The organism is Myxosarcina sp. GI1(2024) (genome assembly GCF_053543375.1).
Map to the genome: position 1 here is coordinate 803,949 of NZ_JBKGTY010000002.1, position 22,772 is coordinate 826,720.

The 22,772-nt window shown below is 40.5% G+C and carries 17 protein-coding genes; 8 read left to right on the plus strand and 9 right to left on the minus strand.

Annotated features, from left to right (window positions below):
• Window positions 1-114 precede the first annotated feature (114 nt).
• Both ACLFKQ_RS12825 and ACLFKQ_RS12830 read left to right on the plus strand, forming a co-directional pair.
• Window positions 115-351 (plus strand): DUF4278 domain-containing protein, encoded by a 237-nt coding sequence (locus ACLFKQ_RS12825; protein WP_449000175.1) that lies wholly within the window; start codon window positions 115-117, stop codon window positions 349-351.
• Between the two features lie 52 nt (window positions 352-403).
• Complete coding sequence (locus ACLFKQ_RS12830; RefSeq protein ID WP_449000176.1) at window positions 404-580, plus strand: DUF4278 domain-containing protein; 177 nt, start codon at window positions 404-406, stop codon at window positions 578-580.
• A gap of 492 nt (window positions 581-1,072) precedes the next feature.
• Here ACLFKQ_RS12830 and ACLFKQ_RS12835 read toward each other — a convergent pair whose 3' ends face one another.
• The gene (locus ACLFKQ_RS12835; protein ID WP_449000177.1) at window positions 1,073-1,951 is read right to left on the minus strand and encodes a phosphate/phosphite/phosphonate ABC transporter substrate-binding protein; all 879 of its coding nucleotides are present in this window, start codon (window positions 1,949-1,951) and stop codon (window positions 1,073-1,075) included.
• 130 nt (window positions 1,952-2,081) lie between these two features.
• On the opposite strand from ACLFKQ_RS12835, the gene ACLFKQ_RS12840 reads away from it, so the two are divergent.
• Window positions 2,082-2,975, plus strand: coding sequence for a c-type heme family protein (locus ACLFKQ_RS12840; protein WP_449000178.1), 894 nt, complete (start codon window positions 2,082-2,084; stop codon window positions 2,973-2,975).
• Window positions 2,976-3,061: 86 nt separating this feature from the next.
• Here ACLFKQ_RS12840 and ACLFKQ_RS12845 read toward each other — a convergent pair whose 3' ends face one another.
• The 4 genes from ACLFKQ_RS12845 to ACLFKQ_RS12860 all read right to left on the minus strand — a co-directional run bounded on the left by ACLFKQ_RS12845 (window position 3,062) and on the right by ACLFKQ_RS12860 (window position 7,070).
• Entirely contained in the window at window positions 3,062-4,276 is a 1,215-nt protein-coding gene (locus tag ACLFKQ_RS12845; protein ID WP_449000179.1) for a serine/threonine protein kinase, read from the minus strand.
• Between the two features lie 41 nt (window positions 4,277-4,317).
• A complete protein-coding gene (locus ACLFKQ_RS12850) occupies window positions 4,318-4,452 on the minus strand; it encodes a hypothetical protein (protein WP_449000180.1) in 135 nt (44 codons plus the stop codon).
• A gap of 1,265 nt (window positions 4,453-5,717) precedes the next feature.
• Window positions 5,718-6,257 (minus strand): NADPH-dependent FMN reductase, encoded by a 540-nt coding sequence (locus ACLFKQ_RS12855; RefSeq protein ID WP_449000181.1) that lies wholly within the window; start codon window positions 6,255-6,257, stop codon window positions 5,718-5,720.
• A 147-nt stretch (window positions 6,258-6,404) separates the two neighbouring features.
• Window positions 6,405-7,070, minus strand: a complete 666-nt coding sequence (locus ACLFKQ_RS12860) for an HAD family hydrolase (protein WP_449000182.1) — start codon at window positions 7,068-7,070, stop codon at window positions 6,405-6,407.
• Between the two features lie 123 nt (window positions 7,071-7,193).
• Between ACLFKQ_RS12860 and thyX the strand changes: the two genes are divergently transcribed.
• The 3 genes from thyX (at window position 7,194) to ACLFKQ_RS12875 (ending at window position 12,855) form a co-directional block, all read left to right on the plus strand.
• The gene (gene thyX, locus ACLFKQ_RS12865; protein ID WP_449000183.1) at window positions 7,194-7,901 is read left to right on the plus strand and encodes an FAD-dependent thymidylate synthase; all 708 of its coding nucleotides are present in this window, start codon (window positions 7,194-7,196) and stop codon (window positions 7,899-7,901) included.
• Between the two features lie 68 nt (window positions 7,902-7,969).
• Window positions 7,970-9,697 carry an ABC transporter ATP-binding protein gene (locus ACLFKQ_RS12870; protein WP_449000184.1) on the plus strand — a complete coding sequence of 576 codons (1,728 nt, stop codon included), beginning with the start codon at window positions 7,970-7,972 and terminating at the stop codon, window positions 9,695-9,697.
• A gap of 497 nt (window positions 9,698-10,194) precedes the next feature.
• Entirely contained in the window at window positions 10,195-12,855 is a 2,661-nt protein-coding gene (locus ACLFKQ_RS12875; RefSeq protein ID WP_449000185.1) for a family 10 glycosylhydrolase, read from the plus strand.
• A gap of 103 nt (window positions 12,856-12,958) precedes the next feature.
• Here ACLFKQ_RS12875 and ACLFKQ_RS12880 read toward each other — a convergent pair whose 3' ends face one another.
• Entirely contained in the window at window positions 12,959-13,699 is a 741-nt protein-coding gene (locus ACLFKQ_RS12880; protein WP_449000186.1) for a pantothenate kinase, read from the minus strand.
• 164 nt (window positions 13,700-13,863) lie between these two features.
• On the opposite strand from ACLFKQ_RS12880, the gene ACLFKQ_RS12885 reads away from it, so the two are divergent.
• The gene (locus ACLFKQ_RS12885) at window positions 13,864-14,730 is read left to right on the plus strand and encodes an SHOCT domain-containing protein (RefSeq protein WP_449000187.1); all 867 of its coding nucleotides are present in this window, start codon (window positions 13,864-13,866) and stop codon (window positions 14,728-14,730) included.
• A gap of 159 nt (window positions 14,731-14,889) precedes the next feature.
• Here ACLFKQ_RS12885 and ACLFKQ_RS12890 read toward each other — a convergent pair whose 3' ends face one another.
• The 3 genes from ACLFKQ_RS12890 to ACLFKQ_RS12900 form a co-directional block, all read right to left on the minus strand.
• Window positions 14,890-17,418, minus strand: coding sequence for an ATP-binding protein (locus tag ACLFKQ_RS12890; protein ID WP_449000188.1), 2,529 nt, complete (start codon window positions 17,416-17,418; stop codon window positions 14,890-14,892).
• 236 nt (window positions 17,419-17,654) lie between these two features.
• On the minus strand, window positions 17,655-19,481 hold the full coding sequence (locus ACLFKQ_RS12895; RefSeq protein WP_449000189.1) for a response regulator: 1,827 nt from the start codon (window positions 19,479-19,481) through the stop codon (window positions 17,655-17,657).
• Between the two features lie 343 nt (window positions 19,482-19,824).
• Complete coding sequence (locus ACLFKQ_RS12900; RefSeq protein ID WP_449000190.1) at window positions 19,825-21,477, minus strand: alpha-amylase family glycosyl hydrolase; 1,653 nt, start codon at window positions 21,475-21,477, stop codon at window positions 19,825-19,827.
• A gap of 248 nt (window positions 21,478-21,725) precedes the next feature.
• Between ACLFKQ_RS12900 and ACLFKQ_RS12905 the strand changes: the two genes are divergently transcribed.
• Window positions 21,726-22,772 (plus strand): IS701 family transposase (locus ACLFKQ_RS12905; protein ID WP_449000191.1); only part of this gene is annotated, 1,047 nt, incomplete at its 3' end.

Genomic DNA, 22,772 nt, shown 5'->3' on the forward strand with positions numbered 1-22,772 from the left:
TCAAGTTCAGCACTAGCGATCCAATTGTCGATCCAAAAGCGATCTTACGTAAATTATTGCAGATCGGTGATGCTAAGAATAACCAATCAAGGATAAATGCACAGGAAAAAGACAATGCAATTGACTTATCGCGGCAACGCTTACAACCATCAGTTGGTTCAAATCGCACCTAGTTCTACTTTAGAGATCGCCGGTAAATATCGTGGGGTTTCTTCTCAGATTAATCTCGGCACTCAACTTGTTTCTTTCTCAACACTGGTCTTTAAATATCGCGGCGTTAACTACATCAAAAAAACTATCAGTTTTCAAGATATGTGGGAGCGAGAAAAACTCCAACCAATCTTAGTTTAATTATTCTGTCAATCGATATAACCGACCGAAGATAAATATATAGGAGACAAAAATGGAATTACGTTTTTTGGGACAAACATACTCTGCTGCTGGCGATCGCATTCAAACTATTGCTTCAGAACAAACCGTTCGCTTCTTAGGACAAACTTATATTCGCTGTCGTCCTTTTGCCGTCGTTAATTCTCAGTTAGGAGTTAGAAAATATCGCGGTATCACTTACGGTCTCTAAAGGCATAATTTACTCAATCTAGTCGTATGAGTAATTAACCTAAAAACAGGAGAAATAAAATGATTTGTATTGAAAAGACCGTTACTGACAAACGATTCGATGTCGAGCGAAAGTTTGATTTTCCCACTAAAAAAAAGTTAGTAGCTCGCTGGCAATAAATAGATGGAAAATTGGTTTGTCAATGGATTAAAATTTAAAGCAAACTCAAGCTAGTTTTGACAATTGGCAATTCGCTGTTCTCAAACAGATCGTAAGTAAGATAACTAAAAAAATTGTCAACAATAATCTTTAATTATACCGATCGCTTGAGAGGAGAATGATAAGACAAACAATTTATAAACTTAACTTGCTACAAAATTAAATTTCCTTAAACTGAATTTATTTGTAGCAAGTATTTCAATACTATAGAAATGCCGAACAAGATTTGATTTTTTAGTGTAATCTTCCCTCTTTGTTTCTGCCCAACTCAGCTTAGTTAATTTAGCGCGGGGTTTATCTATTACTCGGTCGCTCTATTGTTGGTTTATATAGAAGTGCTGGTTTACCTTTAATCCCTTCTGCAATCGGTCGAACTGTTTCTATTACCCGAACTAAATAATCATAGTTGGGTGGCTGTTCATTGGGCAAAAAACCTACGGAAGCCGCAATAGAGGAAGGTGTTTCAGCTAAAATTTGTTTGATTTTTTCTTGGGAACTACTTCCGATGCGATCGCTGATTAAAATCGCTCCTGGGGGTACGCTATGAGAGTCAATATAAACAACTTTAAATTTATTTGGTTCGAAATTTTGTCGATAGCGATGAAATTGTGCCATAGACATCGCCCCTGCCGCAATCTTTCCTTCATCTATCCAGTTTAAAATCGTCTTGGGGGTAGGAGCAAATTTTACTTCGGCGAAGTGTAAACCGTACAGATTATAAATCGGTAAATAATAGCCAGTCGCCGAACCTATTTGTCCCAAACCAATTACTTCACCCGCTAAATCTTGGTGCGTCTCAAATTCTGAGTCGTATTTGACAGTTATCAGCGATCGCGTTCGTTGTCCACTTTCGAGAGGAACGAGCGGTGAATAACTGTAACGGGCATTGGCGATCGCTGCTAAACCAGGAGGAGCGATTACCAAATCCCACTTTTTCTGAGCAATTTGCTCCAAGGCTTTAACTTCGTTGTAGACGGGTTCTAGCTCCACCACTCTATGAAGCTGAGAACCCAAGTAGTTGCGAAAATCAGCGTATTTTTCGACAGGATTATCATTAGCTTCATAGCTTACTACTCCAATACTCAGCTTGACCATGCTAAATTCTTCAGAAGAGCGACTACAAGCTGAAACTACTACTAAAACGACTATTAATATTATTTTTCTTAAGTACATATCTCTACTCGAAAAATGGTTAATAAATCGATCGCAAAAATTTATAAAAGTTTTGAATTCATAGAAATATTAATTGGGAAAATATAACATATTAAATATCAATAATATATTCTGGCTACTAACAAATATAATGTTTAAAAAACTTAAGCTAGGCTTTAAACTAAATCTACTTTTAGGGGTAATGTTATTGTTACTAATTGTAACGGTAGGTTCGATCCTATCTGTAGTCATACAAGGTTATGCAGAACAGGTGATAGCAGATCGAGCCTTAATGTTGATTGAAACCATGAACTCAGTTCGTAATTACACCAACAGCCAAATCGTTCCAGAGTTGGCTTCGAGACTAGAAACTGAAGAGCTATTTTTACCCCAAGCAGTTCCTGCATATTCGGCTAGAGAAGTTTTCGAACATTTTAGAACCAACGAAGAGTATAGAGAGTTTTTCTATAAGGAAGCTACTTTAAATCCTACTAATTTAAGAGACAAAGCTGATAAATTTGAAACAGAAATTATTCAATCTTTTCAAAACAATTCCAACCAACAACAACAAGGCTTTCGTTCGATACCCGGAGGAGAAATTTTTTATATTGCCCGTCCAATGAGAGTTACTCAAGCAAGCTGTCTTAGATGTCACGGCACTCCAGAACAAGCACCTGCCAGTCAAATTGCTACTTATGGCAGTAACAACGGTTTTGGTTGGAAAATTGGCGAACTAACAGGAGCACAAATTATTTCCGTACCGGCAAGTCGAGTATTCGAGAATGCACGACACTTAAGCCTGTTAATTATTGGTAAGGTGTTAATCTTTTTAGTAATTGCCGTTATTCTGTTGAATGTTTTTCTTAAGTATACGATTACCGACCCGATTAACAAAATGTCTCAATTATCTAAAAGGCTGAGTACCGGAGACATGAATGTAGAATTCGATCGAAAAAGTAATGATGAAATCGGCATCTTGGCAGCTTCTCTCAATCGTCTTAAAGTCAGTCTTAAAATGGCACTGGAAATGCTGGATTCTAAGTAAGTAAACCTATCTAGAATGAGTATCGAAGTCATAGCAATTCTCGGTTAGGAGCAATATATCTCAGAAGCGTCGTCCTCCTGGAAAGATCAAATCATCCGTCGCTGAAAATCACGAGCCTGTTCGGGGTTGGCAATACTTTTGGCTAAAATCTCAAGCAGTTGTACTTTTGAGAGATTGGGATTTTGAGCTATGGTACGTTTGCAAATAATGGTTGCTATCGGACCGATAAATTCTGCTAATTCTTGACGACAGCGTTCGACAAACTCTGAGGTAATCTCAGATTCAGATTTAGGCTGTGGGAAAGATGAAAAAGCGGTGTTCTGACTTGGATTGATTCCGGTCGCCGTCGCCGGTGAGTGAAATGGATGAAGCGTAGAACCCGAGTTTAAATACTCTTCTATCCCTTGTAAGCTAAGAGAGATTTCGATTGCTGTATTATATATTTCCCTGGCTGTTTGGGGACGTTGATCTGGAGAAAAAGACGTCATGCGATCGATTAAATCGGCGAATTTAGGTTGAATATCGGGCACGGCATGATGCCAGTTCAATTTACCACTAGCAAAATCATAAAAATTGCTGGGATTTTGAGCGGTTAATAAAAAAATTATCGTACCCCCAAGAGCGTAAAAATCAGACTGTAGCACCGCTCGTCCTTTCATCTGCTCCATTGGCGTGTAGCCTGCAGTAGTTACCCCTGTGATTTCTCCAAGTGCTTGTTTTTCAATGTAACTCTGGCTGACTTCTCTGACAGTACCAAAATCAATGAGAACTAGAGAACCATTGGCTCTCAACATAATGTTAGAAGGTTTGATATCTCGGTGAAAAAAATGTTGGTCGTGAACTCTTTCTAAAATCAAGCTTAGTTCTGCCAACCAACGTAAAACTCTTTTGCAATTGAGAGGGCGGTTACCTCTTTGCTCGATGTATTCTTCTAAGTTCAACCCCTCAACCTTTTCCATTACCAAACAATGTAAGGGTTCTTCTCTGCCATGAGGAAAATAGACAAAATAGCTATCTGGATCGACTTTGGGAATACCGGGATGATTGAGAAGAGCTAATACTTGTGCCTCTTGTTGAAATAATTGTACGTATTTAGGATGATTATCGAGTAAAACTTTAAGCACCAAATGTTGAGTATTAAAATCTGAGATTTCATAAGTCGTACCAAATCCTCCTTGCCCGAGTTCACGTAAAACTCGATATCTTCCATCTAATAGCAATTCCGAACCGCACCCCTGGCAAAAGATTACGGTATCGGCATTATTTGGTTGTTTACATTGAGGATTGATGCACAAACTCATTAATTCGAGCGATCCATAATTTGGTGAAAACAAATCTAAAATTAATTTAAAAGCTGGCGATCGAGCATGATTGACCAACGGTCAGAGCAGCGACGGAAGCCCGTTGGTTGCGAAGCAAGTCCGAAGGACTTGGTTTCCTCCGATACGGGAAGATCCGTCAAGACAGGCTCCGTCAATCGCTTCAGCGATTCGCCTTCGCCAAGCGAAGTCGGCAGACGACTGCCGACGCGAGTCGTTTTATCCAAACAAATAAACGACTCGGCGCAGTTGCGCCCTTCCAGTCTATACGGCGGAGTAATCTCTGACTGATTACACAAAAACAATCTCGATCTCAAAGAGCCAAACTACCAACAATCTAAATCTATTTTAGCTTTAGAAGCATACATTCTCGAAGATTAGATTTAGATAACCAATTGCAGATGATTATATTGGTCTGGCAACAGTGCGAACTATTATCTTTAGATGAAAAAGATTAGTTTGCCAAAGATAAAAATAAATAATCATCGGCTATTATTCCGGTCGTTGTTTATTCCCGCTCTACAGTACTTGCACGAATGATTATTAACTAATCAAGCTAGGGTGAAAAGGGTAAAGGTCAAAGGAAAAAAAGGTTTGATTATTTATTCATGCAAGAGATCTAGTATTGCTTTGATTGCTGTTGCTATTGTTTTCATCCCAAAAACTACGATGAATCACGAGCGAACAACTGAAATGAGCTTACTCATCAAGTCTTGTTGAATTTGTCCCACTTTTAAGCAGTATACGACTTATCTCTAGTAGTTACTAGTAGTTTCGCGGTCGGTAATTATTAGTACCATAATCGGGATGTTTGCTGTCTGTAAGTAATTGACCAATTTTTTTCTAGCTTGATCCCAGGCAATAAAAATGCAAACACAGCTACTCAACAGCGATACTTTACTCATGACTGTCTCAGTGAGATAGTCAAAGGAGCGATCGCTTTTAACCACTGGTAATACATTAAGCTAAGAGAAACAAATAATAAAATATGACCGCCACTGGCAAAGGCGGCTAGCACTTTGGCGATCTCTGCTGACTGTCCTGTGACTACTTTTTGAATATTGTTAAATATTTTTTGATAAATTTCTCTACCAGATAAATCCCGTCCAGTTTGAAAACTGGAGTTTTAGCAAAATTCCTTTAACCTTTAACCTTTTTCCTTTAACCCAAAAGCAGAAAGACAAGAAACTACAACTACGGACTTCAAAGTAGATGCGGTTTGACGATTGGCATTAGTCATCAATTAGCTTTAGAAACGGGCAAGCAAGATAGATTAATCCCATTTCTCGGGGCAAACTACCAATCTTGCCGATGAGATAGAAAACAATCGCTTTAACCGCTCTATATTATTTAATTTTCATAACTTATCGAACTTAAGTTAAATGAAGAGTGTTGCAGTAATCTAGACATTGAACAACCTACTTTAGCTGCGCAGTTTGGCAGTATTTTCTACTAAACTCTGTGCGAACTTATCGAATCTTTGCGATAGCTTTTCATCTTTGAGTTTTTCGTTATTGTCGAAAGCCTGCCATGCTTGCCCTACAGCAATTTGCTCGGGAATGACCCAACCGTGAACCCACCTCCAAATAATTCGCATATCGTTAAGAGCGTTACTGTTCGATTGTCCTCCTAAAACACTAATTAATCCTGCAACTTTACCTGCTAATTGCTCGAAGCTCATTAAATCTAAAGCATTTTTGATTACGCCGCTAACGCTACCATGATATTCGGGGGTTACCAAAATTAAGCCATCGGCAGCTTTTACTTTGTCCCTCAATACCTCGACATCGGGATAATCGGGATAGTCATCTCCGCCATCGCAGAACGGTAAATTCATTTTTTTGAGATCGATGTTTTCTACTTCTGCACCTAGAGCTTCTACCCTTTCTGTCGCTTGTTTTAGTGCCAGAACGCTATAGGAATTGTTGCGTAGGCTACCAGCAATACCAACTATTTTAACCATCAGATTATTTAAAATTATTCATACTCGTTATGACTATGTATAAGCTAACAAATTTTTTTATTTATTGACAACAAGCAATTTACTTTCCTTTGACTTTGTCTTGTGTTTGGCGATCTTGCAGTATAGCGATAGCCCCAATAACCACAACTATCTCCTAGCAATCCACTCGGCAATTAATTCTTGCACTCCAGAACCTCTCGATCCCTGGGTTACAAAACCCGCTCGAGCTTTAACTTCTGGTAAGGCATTACCCACTGCCACTCCCAACCCACATAAATCTAGTAAATCCAAATCGTTTTCCGCATCTCCTACACCGACTACATCGGCAGGAGATAATCCTAGCTGTTCTAAAGCTGTTTTGATGCCACTAGCTTTATTGACACCCGTTGGTAAAATCATTAATGCTCTTTTATTAGGAATTATCTGTAAGGGCAAATCCAGTTCTCGAAGGGTGCGTTCGATTACTGGGCGGTCGTCTTCCCAAGTACCAATAATTGCTTCCCCTGTAGCTAGCTTGGACACTCCCTGTTGTCTGAGGCGGTCGCATAATTCTAGCGAAACTGGTGGGCACAATAACTGAGACTTATCAGTTTGAGGATGATAAATTAGCGCACCGTTTTCTGCTACCACTAAATCGAATATTCCCAGATGGTCAAATACTTGGGAGAGAGAAGGTATTCTCCTTCCCGTAGCTAAAATTAGCTTAATCTTTAATTGTTTGAGCTCTAACAGAGCGTCTACTGTCGCTCGATCTACTATGCCATCGGTCGCTAAGGTACCGTCATAATCACTTGCTAAAGCTAAATATTTCATCTAATTTCTCTCTAAATAACCCGAAACTTTCTACGGCAGAAGCGATCGCTTTTCCTTTACCTAGTTGTGGTTTCAAGCTAATAATAATTTACTGGAAACGATCGAGCAATAAAACTTACAGTTATGAGATGGATAGACCCCTTACAGGATGACAAAAGTCGTATCGAGTTAATAGACTCCATGGGCAGCGATTTAAGCATCGTCAATGATGCTCGTGCTAGTTTTGCTAAAAGTTCGTCAGAATTGAGCGAAAAAGACATTAAATTAATCAATTACCTAATTAAACACCAGCATACTAGCCCCTTTCGTGGTGTAGTATTCAAATTCAAGGTTAAAGCTCCCCTTTACGTCTGCAGACAATGGTGGAAACACGTTATTGCCAGCAACCACAATGAAGAACAATTGGGCTGGAATGAAAAAAGCTTCCGCTATGTGGCAATTGACGACAGCAACGAGTTCTATATTCCCAAAACCTTCAGACAACAGGCAAAAAGCAACAAACAAGCGACAGAGGGAAGTTTATCAGAAGAAGACAACAGCAAAGCCTTACACATTTACGAACAGCAGTGTCACAATAGCTATGCCGCCTATCGCGCACTACTAGATTTAGGAGTAGGACGAGAACAGGCGCGAGGAGTTTTAGTTCCTGCAGTATACACTTCTTGGGTATGGACGGTTTCTCTACAAGCTCTATTGCATTTTGTCGGATTGCGTCGCGGTGCTGGCGCACAAAGCGAAATTGGGATGTACGCTAGTGCGATTACAGAATTGATTATGCCCATCGTTCCCGTAGCGATTAAAGCTTGGTCTGACTACGAGGAAAAGTTTTGATGAAATAAAAACAAACTCCAAGCTCACGTTAATGTAGACTGTGAGATAAATCTATTCAGGCGATCGCATTGAAAACTCGTTTTAGTTACTGGCAACTTCTTCCCTATCTTCGCCCTCAATATTTCACAATTACCCTGGCTTTTATTTGTACTCTACTGTTCACCGCTTTCTGGCCAATTCAAGCTTGGTTGGCAGGGCAAATGGCAAAGTTTATCGGACAGGGAAATGTTGGCAATATTGCCAAATTAGCAGGATTGGCGGCGATGATTTTTTTAGTGCGGGGGATAGCCCAATACGGACAAGATTCTTTAATGGCGAAAGCGGCTTTAGCTGTCGCTCTAGAATTACGCAAGTCTGTCTACGCTCATTTACAAAAACTGAGTTTAAACTTTTTTGAAGTTGTCAAAATAGGAGACTTATCCTATCGTTTGACCGAAGATATCGATCGCATCGGCGAGGTTATTAATAATTTCTTTCACGATTTTATTCCCTGTATTTTGCAGTTAGTTGTCGTTTTAGGATATATGTTTTATCTTAACTGGCAACTCACTGTAGCAACCTTAGTACTCGCTCCATTAATGGCTTTAGTTATCGGTATTTTTGGCGAAAAATTACTTAAATACGCTCGTCGCAGCCAAAACCGAATTGCCAATCTATCTTCCTTGTTAACTGAAGTATTTAGCGGTATTCGCCTAGTTAGAGCTTATGCCGCTGAAGAGTACGAACTAGAGCGTTTTGCTCGAGAGGCAGCCCAAAATCGCCAAGCTAAATATTCAGCCGAAAAAGCCAAGGCAATACAATTTGTAGTTGTCGGTTTTTTATTAGCTATGAGCGTGGTCTTTATTTTCTTGTTGGGTGCTTGGCAAATTTCCCAAGAAAATCTAACTGGTAGTGAGTTTGTCAGCTATTTGGCTGGAGTGGCTTTACTTATCGATCCTATTAGTCATCTTACGAGCAATTACAACGAATTCAAACAAGGTCAGGCATCAGTAGATCGGATTTTTGAACTATTAGCAATCAAACCAATAGTTGTCGATCGCCAAGGAGCAAATGTTTTACAAACGATAACGGGAAAAGTCGAATATATTGACGTTAGTTTTAGTTATCTTGCTGACAAGCCGATCTTGAAAAACATCAATCTACTCGTCTATCCAGGAGAAACTATTGCTTTGGTTGGAGCTTCAGGAGCGGGAAAATCTACTTTGGTCAATCTTTTACCCCGTTTTTATAATATCAATTCAGGACAAATTTTAATAGATGGTATAGATATTCGCAACGTAACTTTAAAGAGCCTCAGACAACAGATTGGCATCGTACCCCAAGAAACTACTTTGTTTTCTGGTTTGATCGCTCGCAATATTGCTTTTGGACAAACAGTATTCGATCTAGAAAAAGTTAAAACTGCCGCTAAAATTGCTAATGCTCATCAATTCATTAGCGAACTTCCTAGAGGTTACTATACTTATATTGGAGAAAAAGGTATTAGTTTATCGGGAGGGCAGAGGCAGAGAATTGCGATCGCACGAGCAATTTTTCTCGATCCTCGCATTCTAATTTTAGATGAGGCTACTTCAGCTTTGGACTCTGAGTCTGAAGCTGAAGTACAAGAAGCAATGATGCGTATCATGCAAAATAGAACCGTATTTATCATCGCTCATCGTCTAGCTACAGTACGCAATGCCGGTCGCATTTTAGTCTTAGAAAAAGGACGCATAGTAGAATCTGGCAATCATCAAGAATTGCTATCAAAAAATCAGGTTTACGCTCGTTTTTATGCAAGGCAATTTAAAGATTAAAATATTTTTTTAAGTAAATAAATTGGATTTTCTAAAATTAGTTCGATCGCGTTATCTTATTAGAAACTAAGAATATAAAATATTGTTCGAGATTAAATTATTTTTGAATTAAACGACACGTATATAGTAAATATCATAAGTTTGTTAATAGTTAGTATTTATGGCTTAAACTACTTCGGTAATTTTTTAAATCACTGCTTTTGTTTGGCTCTATTTACTTCCTTGAATTCAAATTACTTATAACTTAAAATTTTATAAATTAATTTAGGTAATTGCACTTAATCAGTTTTACCATTAAACATATCATATCATAGGCTGAATTGCTGACACTTTACAGATTACTCTGCCAACTTATGGAAGAGAAGGCACGAAACTGTTGGTCAACATTACTGATACGAAGTTTGAGCCGCAAGTTTATAATAAATAACTGTATATTTTAAGTTTTATACTCAGTACAAGCAAAAAAAGCGAAAAACATAAAGTGTAAGGAGTATTTTGTGTTGAAAAATGCTAAACAGATACAGTTATCTAACTTGAAACCGACTACTTTAACTCAACTATCCGGAAAGATACTTCTTAAAACATCATTTTTTTTAATACCTTGGATTTTATCTGTAAACTCCGCTACAGCAGCAGAAGTCCTTGGTGTAGTCAAAAGCCGAGAAAACGTTAATCAATGGCAGGAAATCACCAATCGCTTGCAAAATGTAGGAGTAGAATTCTGTATTGTCGATACTGTCGATTGGCAATCGCCAAGAGATTTTGGCCGCGTTAACGTATTACTCTTGCCTAATGTCGAAACCATCAGCCAAAACCAAACCGAAGCTCTACAACAGTGGATGAACCGAGGTGGAAAAGTCATCGTCACTGGTGCTACGGGTAACTCATCGAAATTTTCTGTTCGACAACGATTGCGATCGCTATTTGGAGCATATTGGCAATCTTCTCTCCCTGCTGCTTCTTTGCAACTTACTACCGATACTCCAGTAGAATTGAATGGCAGAGAGTTGCTGAGTGATACTCTTGCAGGTGGAGAATTAATCCCGACCGATGAGAGTAGTCAAACCGCTGCAGCTTGGCAAACAGAAAGAGAACCTGCAGCAGTAGTATTTACAGAAAACAGTACTTTTTTTGGCTGGCAATGGGGAGATAATTTGATACCTGCTAGTTTCGACCGCGCTTGGTTAAAATCTGCTCTCAATCGCTACGATATTCTAACCGAGCGTCGGTTCATTCCTACGACATACGCTAAACCGAAGGCTTGTGGCTCGACTAATGCACCAGACGAACTTCCGCCCTTGTTTCCCAATATAGAACAGTCTCGGTCTTTATTACCCGAATCGCGTTTTGGCTTCCGTTTAGAACCCGCTCTTTCTGAAGAACGAGTAGCTGCAATGACTGATGAATTAACCGGTTTAATCGGTCGCTTTGAAGCGTCTTTGCTCAGTGCCAATGCTAGCGAGAGCGAGATCGAGCTTTCTACTGGCGAAGTTATCGAACAGTTGCTCAGCAGACAAACCCAAAACAAACAACTTCGGCGAACTTCCATGACCAAAGACCGCCAAGTATTGAAAGCAGCTAAAGATAATTTACAACAGTTCGTCTATCTAGCAGAACGACGCAGCTACACTCAAGCCAAACAACGCTGGTTAGAAGCCAGAAATTCTCTATGGGATAACTACCCGACCGACAGGCGTTTAGCTCAAACTGAAGTACGGGCGATGTGGCTAGATCGAGGTACGATCGTCAAAGCCAAGTCTGAGTCAGATTTAGCCCGAGTTTTCGACCGCATGGCAAAAGCAGGTATCAATACCGTCTTTTTTGAAACTGTCAATGCTGGCTATACAATTTATCCCAGCCGAGTTGCTCCCCAACAAAATCCTCTCACGAGACGATGGGATCCTCTAGAAGCTGCGGTCAAACTAGCTCGTGAAAGAGGCATGGAATTACACGCCTGGGTTTGGACCTTTGCCGCAGTCAATCAACGCCACAATGTTGTTCTCAATTTACCAGATCGTTACTTAGGACCTCTATTATCACGACACCCCAACTGGGCAATAACCGATCGCGGAGGTAGTCGCTTTCACTATAATTCTGGTAAAGTTTTTCTCGATCCTGCCAACAGCGAAGTCAAGCATTATCTATCTCAACTGCTAGATGAAATCGCCACCCGCTACGAAGTTGACGGCATTCATCTCGACTACATCCGCTATCCTTTCCAAAATCCCACGGGAACTCTCACCTATGGCTACGGCATTGCTGCCAGACAGCAGTTTTTTCAGCAAACAGGAGTAGATCCCATAACTTTGCAACCTGGCGATCGCCTATGGCCGCAATGGACGGGATTTCGCATCAGGCAAATCGATAATTTCATAGCTTCGGTTTCCCAAGACTTAAAACAGCAGCGTCCTGAGTTGATTCTTTCGACAGCAGTATTTCCCATGCCCCGTCAAGAACGCTTGTCTAAAATTCAGCAGCATTGGGAAGAATGGATCGAACGGGGATGGATCGATCTGCTAGTTCCCATGACCTATGCTTTAGATACCGAGAAACTGGAGCAACTAGCCAGTCCAATTTTAGATGGTTCGCACCAGAGTAAAGCTCTCTTGTTACCAGGAATTCGCTTGCTCAATCTTTCCCATGTAGTAGCAGTAGACCAAACTCAACTGTTGCGGGGAATGTCTGCAGAAGGCTTTGCTCTATTTGCCGCCGAAAACTTAAACCCCACTCTTGAAAACGTTTTTAGTCGTACTAACAGTCGTTACAACACTAAAACACCAGAACCATTACCATTTCGTCAGCCATTTCAAGCAACCCTGTCTCGCTATCAAAGTTTGCAGAAAGAGTGGAACTTCTTCATCAGTCACAATCAGCTTGCAATCGAGCCTGTAACTTTAAAAAGATGGGGAGAACGAGCCGATGAATTAGCAACAGATTTACAAAAACTAGCCAGAGAACCCTCTACCAAACACCTTCTCTCTAGTCAACTCGCACTTTCCTCTTTTCGTCGCCAATTTCCTCAACTGATGAAACAAACCACAACCGTTTCTCCCTACCAAGCACGAGTTTGGCAAAATCGCTTGGCTACTTTAGAGCGTCTGTTGAGTTATGGAGAAAGGAGGGTATTAAATAATCAGCGACAAACTTCTCTTCATTAGCAATTTCTGAACTAAGGTCAAGGGGAAAAGGATCGTAAATTGACGCTCGATCCTAGATTATTAAGTTTATTTATACTGGTGTAAGTTGTGAAATGAAATTAAATTAAGCTGGTCGGTAAATTAATCTTAGAGTCTGAAGCACTAAGTGGCGGTCGACGATCGGGTTATCAGCCATTACTTTATTTGCAGTCGATAAATATTGCCATAGTAAATTACTATCCCCTCCGGTGAGAATAATGTGACTGTTGGGAAATCGTCCGTACCAATCATCGATAAAGCTTTGAATTCCAGCAATGAGAGTATGAATTACGCCAGAAGCGATCGCGGTTTCTGTAGTTAAACTCCAGCGATTGGGTAGAGATTGGGGTGGTTCTATCCGTGGTAAAGCCGCAGTGTTTTGCGGTAAAAAGGCAAGTTGCGATCGCAATCCAGGCAGAATTGCACCACCTACTAAACTTCGTTCGGCGTTTACTCCGGTAAAGGTTAATGCCGTACCGCCATCGATAACCAATACAGGATAGCCGTAGGTTTCTCCCGCACCATAAATCCCTAAAGCGCGATCGATCCCTAAAGTAGGATAGAGGTTTTTCAGGGGAAGATCTTTTAGAGATATTAGGGTTAGGTGAGGATAATCTAACCACAACTCAGTTTGTTGCGGAACTACTGAAGCCAAACAAACTGGCAATAATATTTTGGGAAATTGCCCTATTTGTTTTAATAATGTATCTCTTTCGCTAACGGTAGATAAATGAGGACAACCTCCGAACTCGATTAAATTATCTGTGTGAAATAAACCCCAGTTTAATCTGGAATTTCCGATGGTTAACCCCAACCACTGATTCATTATAATGAACTTAAATAAACAGCTAAAAACAGAATATCCTTCGCACCAATTAATACTATTAATACTTTGAAATAAATCGCTCTTAAGCGGTATGCGTTCTGAAACAAGTATTTATTATATTCATAACATATTAGAATTAATTATATATTTTGGGTAATTTTTAGATGGCTACTAACTACTTTATTGCCAACAAACGAGATTTAGATAACGTTTATCAACAGATATTACTTTGGTTTAAAGCCAGACAGTATGAAGTAAATGGGAAACAAAACCAGGATGAATATTTTATTCAAGCTCGAAAAACCAGTTTTCTAAGAACTTTTACTGGTACTAATTTAGCTTTTAAAGTAAAAATATATTGGAACAGATCGAGCCATCATGCCAATGAATTCGTAGTTGAAACTACTACGGGAAAATGGATTTCCAATTTTGCAGGTGCTGGCATAACCTCGATATTTACAGGGGGAATTACCATCCTGACGGGATTGGCAGGTGCGGGGTGGACTGTGGTAGTAGAGAATAACCTAATGGAGTATGTAGAAAATTCTTTGCATTGTACCAGAATTAAATCCGATCTTGCTTCCGATTTAAGTGGTGATCGCCACGACTACCAAACCTCTGATTGGGAAAGCAAAACCCAACTTTCACCCAGACAAAAAGCAGAAGCTAAGGTAGAAATAGAATTACAAAAACTCGAACGAGCTTACCAGGCAGGAATATTAGAACAAGCTGAATTTAGTGCTAAAAAAAAGGCATTAGAGGTAACAGTCGAACGATATGAAATCGATTTTGCCATTGAAGAACAGATGGCAAAATTAGAAACAGCCTTTATTGAGGGAATTTTAAACGAACGGGAATACGAAGCTAAAGTCGCCAATATTGCCGAGCGGATAGAAGAACAAATCGTGCGACAGCGTTTAGAAGCAAAGCAAAAAGAGTATCTAGCTAAACTGAAACAATCTGTAGAAGGAGGTCTTTTATCCCAAGAAGAATACGAAGCTAAAGTTGCCAATCTTAATTCTTGTCCATAAATTCTGCCTCTGTAATAGTTTTTAGAGTGCTCAAATGGATTCGGTACTCATCATTTCGTCATCGTCGTCAACGAGCAAAATTTTTTTAGTCATTGGTTTTTCATCCTTTTTGATGTATCTTGTCTTTTCTTCTTAGTTACTAGCATCGAAGACGAAGGACTACTCGCTAATTGGCAAGGTGAAATAGAAAGTACTACCTCGACCCAAAACGCTTTCTACCCAGATTTGACCTCCGTGCTGTTGGACGATACTGCGGCAGATAGCAAGTCCCAAACCGGTTCCACCTCGATCGCGAGAGTCGGAAGCATCGACTTGTTGAAAGCGGTCGAAGATAGTTTCGAGTTTTTCTGGCGGGATACCCCGACCACAATCTCGAACCCGAAACATCACCCAGTCAGAAGAGTCGCCAGAGTCAGAATTTGACTTAGTTTCAGTGGTTTTAACCTCGTGAAACCGAGCATCCAGATTAACTGTAGTGTGGGGAGGAGAAAATTTGATCGCATTACTCAGTAAGTTAGTTAGGGTTTGAATAATGCGATCGCGATCGCACCAGAGACGAACTGAGATTGGGGTTACATAGATAGTTATTTCAGCCTTATCAGCCATACTTTGGACGATTTCTACAGCATCGGTCATTATCTCGGCAGCATTATGACTTTTCTTAACCATAGTTACTTTGCCAGATTTGATGCGTTCTAAGTCAAGAATGTCATTAATTAAACGCACTAGACGATTGGAATTATCGAGCGCGATTTCTAACAGACGCTGGCTTTTAGCAGATTTTGGGTCTAAACGACCGCTCGACAGTATGCTGATGGCACTCCGAATTGAGGTCAGGGGTGTTCGTAGTTCGTGGCTGACCACCGAGATAAATTCATCCTTCATGCGGTCTACGATCGATCGTTCGGTAATATCTTTAAAAATCACTACCGCCCCCACAATCTGCTGTTCTTCCCGAATTGGAGTACTAACATACTCTACGGGAAAATTAGTTTTGTTTTTGCGCCAAAATAATTCATTAGTTACGTACTGGGTGTTGCCAGTATGTATGGTTTGATAAATTGGATTTTCCTGCCAAGAATAGATAGTTCCTTCTGCCGTTGAGTGATTGACAAGTTCTTGTAGCGGCTGGTTTTGTAATTCCTCGACCTGATATCCTAGCATTTCGGCAGCAGCAGGGTTGACAAATGTCGTTACTCCTTCTAGGTTTAGTCCATAAATGCCTTCTCCTGCGGAGTTTAAAATTAATTCCTGTTGATGGCTGAGTCTTTCTAGGGAGGCTCTAGTTTTAAGACGCTCGCTGATTTCTCGGACTAATTTCTGGTTGGTTTGCCATAGCTCTGCCGTACGCTCTTGTACTCTATATTCTAAGGTAGTATTGAGATTGCGAATCTGCTGATATAGTTGATATTGGTAAATAGCGATGGCAAAGTGACTGCCTAAGGTTTGAGCTAGTTGGATTTCACTACTCGTCCACTGACGAGCTTTATTTCGTTTGAGTTCGCGCCAAGTCTCAAAAGATTGACGGGGAAAATAATTACGGGGATCGTCGCGGTCGGGGCGCCTCGCCCAAATGGTTTCAGTATCGATTCCTTGTCGAAAAATAGTCAGATAGCCCAAGATTTGGCGGCGATACTCTAGCCGCACGGTCAAAATGCTTTTAATTTTTGTCGGTTGAAAGGCTAGTTCCCAAGCCGAAGGCATGGGATTGAGATCGAAATCGGCGATCACCCAAGGTATAGTTACCTCCCCTTCTCGAGCTTGTAGGGTGTTTTCTAACCATGTTTGCCAACTGGGATGTCGTTCTAGGGGAAGCGAAGGATCGGTTTGAGCCTCCCCCTTGGTTGTGGTCAGCAATAAAGGTTGTTCTCCAGAAACAAACAATTGAGCTTCTTGCTCTGAATTTTGAGGAAGGACATAAACTCTGCCTCCGGATCCTCCTAATGCCGTAATAGTTTGCTTTAATGCCTTTTCTAGCTGCATCTCGGTCATAGAATGCAGTGACTTGCCAACTCGATTTATCGAGGCTTCTTGTTTGGCTTGAATGCGGGTTGACTCTAATAAATTAGATTGAGCGATCGCGATCGAGGTTTGGTCGGCAACTAGCTGAACTACTTCCAATTCTTTCTCTGTGACTATTCGCGGCAATCGGCGATGAGAAACCAACAATCCCCAAAGCCTGTCATCATCCACGATGGGAACTACCAGTGATGACTCTACCCCCATCGCCATTAAGTATTCAACATGACAGGGATCGACATCGCGAAATTGAATTTTACCTCCTGTTGCTGCCTTTGCTGAGGAAATCATCCCTATTTGGCGTGTCGCCATATTAACGATAGTTCGTTGGCGTTCCTTGAGATAAAGTTCGCGCATTTCTAGGGGAATATCTTCGGCGGGGAAATGTTGACCCAACAAAGATGGTAAGCGTTCGTTATCTACTGATTCGGCTACCACTTCACCACTGCCGTCTGGTTCGAATTGATAGATTTTAACTCGGTCTGTACCCAAAAAGGCACGTACCTCGGCTACGGTAGCTGAAAGTATTACCGATAGCTCTAAAGATTGACGGATGCGAGTCATCATCCGATGCAATAGCATTCCCAAAGAATCTATTTTTCCTGCTTTGCTATCGGTTCGAGCATGGTATTCTGGTAGACCGTTTGAAGGATTATGAGATTGGATCATAGTTCGAGCAAGTTAAAATCGATGGAGTTAATGCTAGCCTCGCTGTTGGTTGTTTGGGTAAGGTTTGACCAAACTTGGAACTCTCACTGCCTTTGAATTTGTCAGGCTAAGTCAACAGAGATCGTTAAGAAAGCAGGATCGAGTTAGATAGTGCGATTGAAGGGCGACAATTTGTAGGCAAAATTTTTCAGTAGTTCAGATTTTTCCATCGTCGCCAAACACTAGCTTTTTAGATTTTAGATCGCCCGTAGTAACTGCACGCGGTTGAGGTAATTAAACATTTTAGTTACCATCTCTGACTGAGTGAGAGTTTTACTAAGATAGTCGTCAGCTCCCGCAGTCAAAGCCCGATACATGGTGCTGAGATCGTTGTGAACTGTAAAAAACAAAATTGGCAACTCGTGCCAACGAGGTTCCGTCAGTACTAACCGGCATAAATCGATACCATTTATCTCGGGCATAGCTACATCCAAAATTAGTAAGTCTGGGTCTAATTGGGCAATTACATACCAAAATTGCTGGGGGTCTTCTAATGTAGTTAGATCGATTTTCCACGGTTCGAACCAGTTGTGAAGCGAAGCTAATACCTGGGGATCGTCATCGACTACCAAGACTTTGACAACTTGGTTTTGCAATCGTTCTACAGCTTTGACAAGCGCGGTAATAGCGAGATCGCTTAGTGAAGCTGGCTGTAAAAGTATATTATTAGCGCAACGGACGAATTTTAGGCGCTCGCTTAAATTGTCGTTATCCGTAAAGAGAATTATCGTCAGAGGTAGGTGATTGACTGTTGCGACGAATCTGATAAGACTTGTCTCCGTCAGTTCCCTGAGGGAGAACTGCCACACCACCAGCTCTAAGCTGGGATCGCTTAAAGCTCGTTGCAAGTCGGCTAGTTCGGCGACCATCTCCAGGTTCATTGCTAAAGCACCGCCTTCTGCTACGATTTTTCGAACCAATTTTGGATGGCGATCGACTGCAAAGATAATGGGTCGATGTACTCGTACTATATTTGGCTGGGGAGGGGAATGGGGTTTGACTGAGTTTTTTAAAGCAATTAAGAGTTGGGAAAAATATCTGGCTCTCTCTAATTCTGAAGTTGCTCGAATTTTTAACAGTTCTTCAATTTTAGTTGCCAAACGGGAACCTTCAGAAAAGCCAAAGATACCAAGTCCTCCTGCTAGTCGGTGAGCTGACCATTTTGCCTGTTGCAGGAGATGTCCTTGTAAACGATCCTCTTGCCAGGCGCGATTAGCCCGTTCGAGAATTTCTAGACGCTCGCTATTTAAGCTTTCAAACTTTTGCCAAACTGCCGCTAGTGATGCTTTAGTCTCTTGTCGGGTTAATTTCTCTGTCTGCTGAGATGCTTTAGAGGGAGCGGCGGCTTTAGCTAATGGTTTCAGACGATAGCCCACATCATATATCGTCTCGAGCCAGTCAGCATCAGCTCCTGCTTGTTTGAGTTTTCGCCGTAGCTGTTTAATATGAGCAGAAACAGCATTCTTACTTGGAGCTTCTTCTATCGACCAGAGACGATCTAAAATAAGGTCACGGGTTAAAACACTATCATTCCTATCTAAAAAGAGTTCCAATAAACGATATTCTTTGGGAGTTAAAGTTAATATTTCTTCGTCATAAGTTACTTCATGGGTACTAGAATTAAGGCTTAGTTTTCCCCAGCGTAAAATTGGTGCGGTGAGGCTATTTCTGCGACGTAAGAGAACGCGAATTCGAGCTAGTAACTCGGAAATCTCAAAAGGTTTGACCACATAATCATCTGCCCCTGCATCTAGTCCAATTACTTTTTTATTACTAGAATTTTGTGCGGTTAACAGCAGTACTGGCGTTCGATCTCCCCTAGAACGCAATCTCTTACAAAACTCAATGCCATTTAGTTTGGGTAGTACAATATCGAGCAAAATTAAGTCATAATCATAAGCTTCGACAAATTCCCAACCTAACTCACCCTCTGAAGCGAGATCTACGATGTAATGGCGATCGCGTAAAATTTTTGTTAAGGTTTGAGCGATAAATTCATCATCTTCAACCACTAAAATTTTCATAAAATATACACTGCGATTTAGATTAGCATTTAATTCAGTTGATGAATCCAAATACTACTAAACTAAAGTCAGTAATTAGCAATTTTTTAAAACTGAATATAATATTATTTTCATTTCTAGCTAAATAATTTTATAAAATCCCACTTTTTTACAATTGTTTACTTTTGTATTGGTAAATATTCAGTTTTTTCTTAATTATTCCGCTCATTTTCGATCGTATTTTTGGGATCGAAGCTATGTATAAAAATCTATATTGAAAAAACATCGATTCCGAGTAGATACCATCCAAAGAGATCGCTCTGACTCGCTCGTTAGGTAAGGGAAACACAAATTTTGGATGAAGTTATTCTAAAGCTCCAAAAAAAGCACTGTAACCGGGAATTTTGACCAAATCGCCCTGTCGGTTGGCGATAAAACCCGAATAGCCAATATTTTGGCAGGGAGAAGGTAAATAATAATTGGTAGGTTCTTCGCTGAGATTGAACAAACAGATCATTTTTTGTCGTTGGCAGTCTCTAATTAAACCTAATATTGGTTCTTCAGTGTCTAGGATTTTACAAGTACCAAATCTTAAAGCAGGCTGCTGTTTTTGCCAGTGAAGCAAACGCCGCCAGGTATTAAGCAGCGATCGTCTGTCGTGAGTTTGAACGTCTACGGCTCGATCGTAGTGGTTTTGGGGAATGGACAACCAGGGTTTTTCTGCCTTGGTAAACCCAGCATTAGGTACCTCTTTTTGCCAAGGCATGGGGGTACGGGAACCATCTCTCCCCTCAACTTTAGGATATAAAGCCTTACCAAAGGGGTCTTTAATTTGATCTACAGGAATATCTTCGGGAATTCTGGCTGCTGGCAATCCTAACTCGTCACCTTGATAGAGACAGAAAGCTCCAGGCAAGGAAATTAGTATTCCAGCTAATAGTTGATAAAACTCTTCTGGATAGGGCTTACCGTTAGCATCTTTACCAGTCCAGCGCGATCGCATCCGTCCGTAATCGTGATTGCCTACCATCCAACAGTTGCCGCCGTGGGGAAAGTAATGTTCGACTTTTTTGATAATGCGCTGCATCAGTTTGGCACTAATAGGCTCGTCGACTAATAAGGCACTATTATAAACTAAGTGTAGCTTGTCCGAACCAGAACCATATTCTGCCGAGAGTGCGATCGAATCTTCTGCTAGAGTAGTTTCTCCTATAAGAAAAACTTCAGGATAGGGATCGACAAAGGCGCGAATTTGTTTGATAATCTCGACAACTTGGGGACGACAAAAATTATATTTAAATAATTGCCGCACTATCGGATTATCTGGTGGTATACCGTCGGGTAAGGGTGCGTCGTCGGGACGAGGAGGATTGTCCCTCAGTTGAGGATCGTGAAGAAAATAATTGGGGGCATCGATTCGAAAGCCGTCTACACCTTTATCCAACCAAAATTTAGCTCGTTCCAAGATTGCCTCCATTACCGCCGGATTATGCCAATTGAGGTCGGGCTGACTTTTAACGAAATTGTATAAATAATACTGTTGTCTGGTTTTGTCCCACTCCCAGGCACTTTCGCCCAAAAAGGAAGATAACCAGTTATTAGGAGGCGAACCATCTTCTTGAGGATCTACCCAAACATACCAGTCAGCTTTATCATTATCCCGACTGCTGCGACTTTCGATAAACCAAGGATGCTGGTCTGAAGTATGATTCCAAACTTGGTCGATAATGAGTTTCAATCCTCTGGCATGACACATAGCCAGCAAGCGTTCAAAGTCTTCCATACTGCCAAAAAGAGGATCGATACGGCACATATTGGTAATGTCGTAACCGAGATCGTCCATGGGGGATTCGAAAATGGGCGAGAGCCAAATAGCATCAACGCTTAAGGTGCCAACATAATCTAGTTTGGCAATGACTCCGTTGAGATCGCCTATACCATTACCAGTAGTATCGTAAAAACTCCAGGGACAAATTTGATAAATTATGGCATTTTGCCACCATTCCAGCTTGGGCATGTTGTTCTTTCTATTCTCTTTAATCTTGATTGCGGTTACTCGATCTAGCTTAAAATTAACGACCGCCTTAAATTTTACTGCTAGATAAGCGATCGCGGTATATTTGCCGACAATTTTTTGGGTGCTTGACTAGTAGTGCTGACTTAACCTCTCCTCCGGTCAGTTGCCAGAATAACCCTCTTATGTCACTCTCCGAGTAGTAAAATAAAGGACTAGAAAAACAAAATTGCTAGAGAGTACATAGTGCAATGGATGTAGAGTTACAAATTCTCAAACATTTAGCCAGAGATGCACGACCGACAGTATCGGTGATTGACGAATATTGTAGCAGCTACAAAGACTTATTCCCTGAAGTAAGAAGTTACGAGTGTTTTAAGTACTTACATTTAGGAATTGTCTCACCAATTAAGAGAAAATCACTCCCAGAAATAGCGAAAATAGTAGGTATTAATTCAGCGCAATCACTACATCATTTTTTAGCTAAGTCCCCTTGGTCAATAATTGAGATTCGAAAACGAAGATTATCAAAAACACTTTCGGCATTATCAGGGAAGAAAATAACAGTAGTCATTGATGAAACAGGAGATAGAAAGAAAGGAAAAAAAACCGACTACGTAGCGCGGCAATACTTAGGAAGTATTGGCAAGATAGACCAGGGGATAGTTACAGTAAATAGCTATGGGATATACGACAATATTACTTTTCCTTTAATGTTGAAAGTTTTTAAACCGAAAGGAACATTAAAACCAGGGGATAAATATCAAACCAAGATTGAATTAGCTGCCGAAATAATCGAAGAACTAATAGATTTTGAGTTTGAGATTGAATTAGTATTAGCAGACAGTTTGTATGGAGAAAGCAGTTATTTCATACAGACATTAGACAAACCTAAATTGCCTTGGGTCTTAGCAATTAGGAATAATCACGGGGTTTGGATGCCTCATAATCAAAAAGTTAGAGCTAATAAATGGTGTGAATTTGAAAGAATTTTTAGTAATCAAAATTCAGAAATCAGATATGTTAGAGAAATTGTTTTTGGTCGCAGATGTTGGAGAACCTACTGGGAATTAACTACTAACCCCGAAACCATGCCAGAGAATTCTACATCCTTTGTTATGACTAATCTTACTGACAAAAGAAGTCAAATTAAGCAACGTCTTGGTAATCTTTATGGATTGAGAACCTGGGTTGAATATGGATTTCGACAGTGCAAACAAGAGTTAGGTTGGACAGATTACCGTTTCACTAAATTCGAACAAATTGAAAGGTGGTGGGAAATTATTTTCTCAGCTTAC

Bases quoted from the DNA above. Each gene is read 5' to 3' on its own strand.
- ACLFKQ_RS12825 (WP_449000175.1), top strand. From the start codon at position 115: ATGCAATTGACTTATCGCGGCAACGCTTACAACCATCAGTTGGTTCAA.
- ACLFKQ_RS12830 (WP_449000176.1), top strand. From the start codon at position 404: ATGGAATTACGTTTTTTGGGACAAACATACTCTGCTGCTGGCGATCGC.
- ACLFKQ_RS12835 (WP_449000177.1), bottom strand. From the start codon at position 1,951: ATGTACTTAAGAAAAATAATATTAATAGTCGTTTTAGTAGTAGTTTCA.
- ACLFKQ_RS12840 (WP_449000178.1), top strand. From the start codon at position 2,082: ATGTTTAAAAAACTTAAGCTAGGCTTTAAACTAAATCTACTTTTAGGG.
- ACLFKQ_RS12845 (WP_449000179.1), bottom strand. From the start codon at position 4,276: ATGAGTTTGTGCATCAATCCTCAATGTAAACAACCAAATAATGCCGAT.
- ACLFKQ_RS12855 (WP_449000181.1), bottom strand. From the start codon at position 6,257: ATGGTTAAAATAGTTGGTATTGCTGGTAGCCTACGCAACAATTCCTAT.
- ACLFKQ_RS12860 (WP_449000182.1), bottom strand. From the start codon at position 7,070: ATGAAATATTTAGCTTTAGCAAGTGATTATGACGGTACCTTAGCGACC.
- thyX (WP_449000183.1), top strand. From the start codon at position 7,194: ATGAGATGGATAGACCCCTTACAGGATGACAAAAGTCGTATCGAGTTA.
- ACLFKQ_RS12880 (WP_449000186.1), bottom strand. From the start codon at position 13,699: ATGAATCAGTGGTTGGGGTTAACCATCGGAAATTCCAGATTAAACTGG.
- ACLFKQ_RS12885 (WP_449000187.1), top strand. From the start codon at position 13,864: ATGGCTACTAACTACTTTATTGCCAACAAACGAGATTTAGATAACGTT.
- ACLFKQ_RS12890 (WP_449000188.1), bottom strand. From the start codon at position 17,418: ATGATCCAATCTCATAATCCTTCAAACGGTCTACCAGAATACCATGCT.
- ACLFKQ_RS12895 (WP_449000189.1), bottom strand. From the start codon at position 19,481: ATGAAAATTTTAGTGGTTGAAGATGATGAATTTATCGCTCAAACCTTA.
- ACLFKQ_RS12900 (WP_449000190.1), bottom strand. From the start codon at position 21,477: ATGCCCAAGCTGGAATGGTGGCAAAATGCCATAATTTATCAAATTTGT.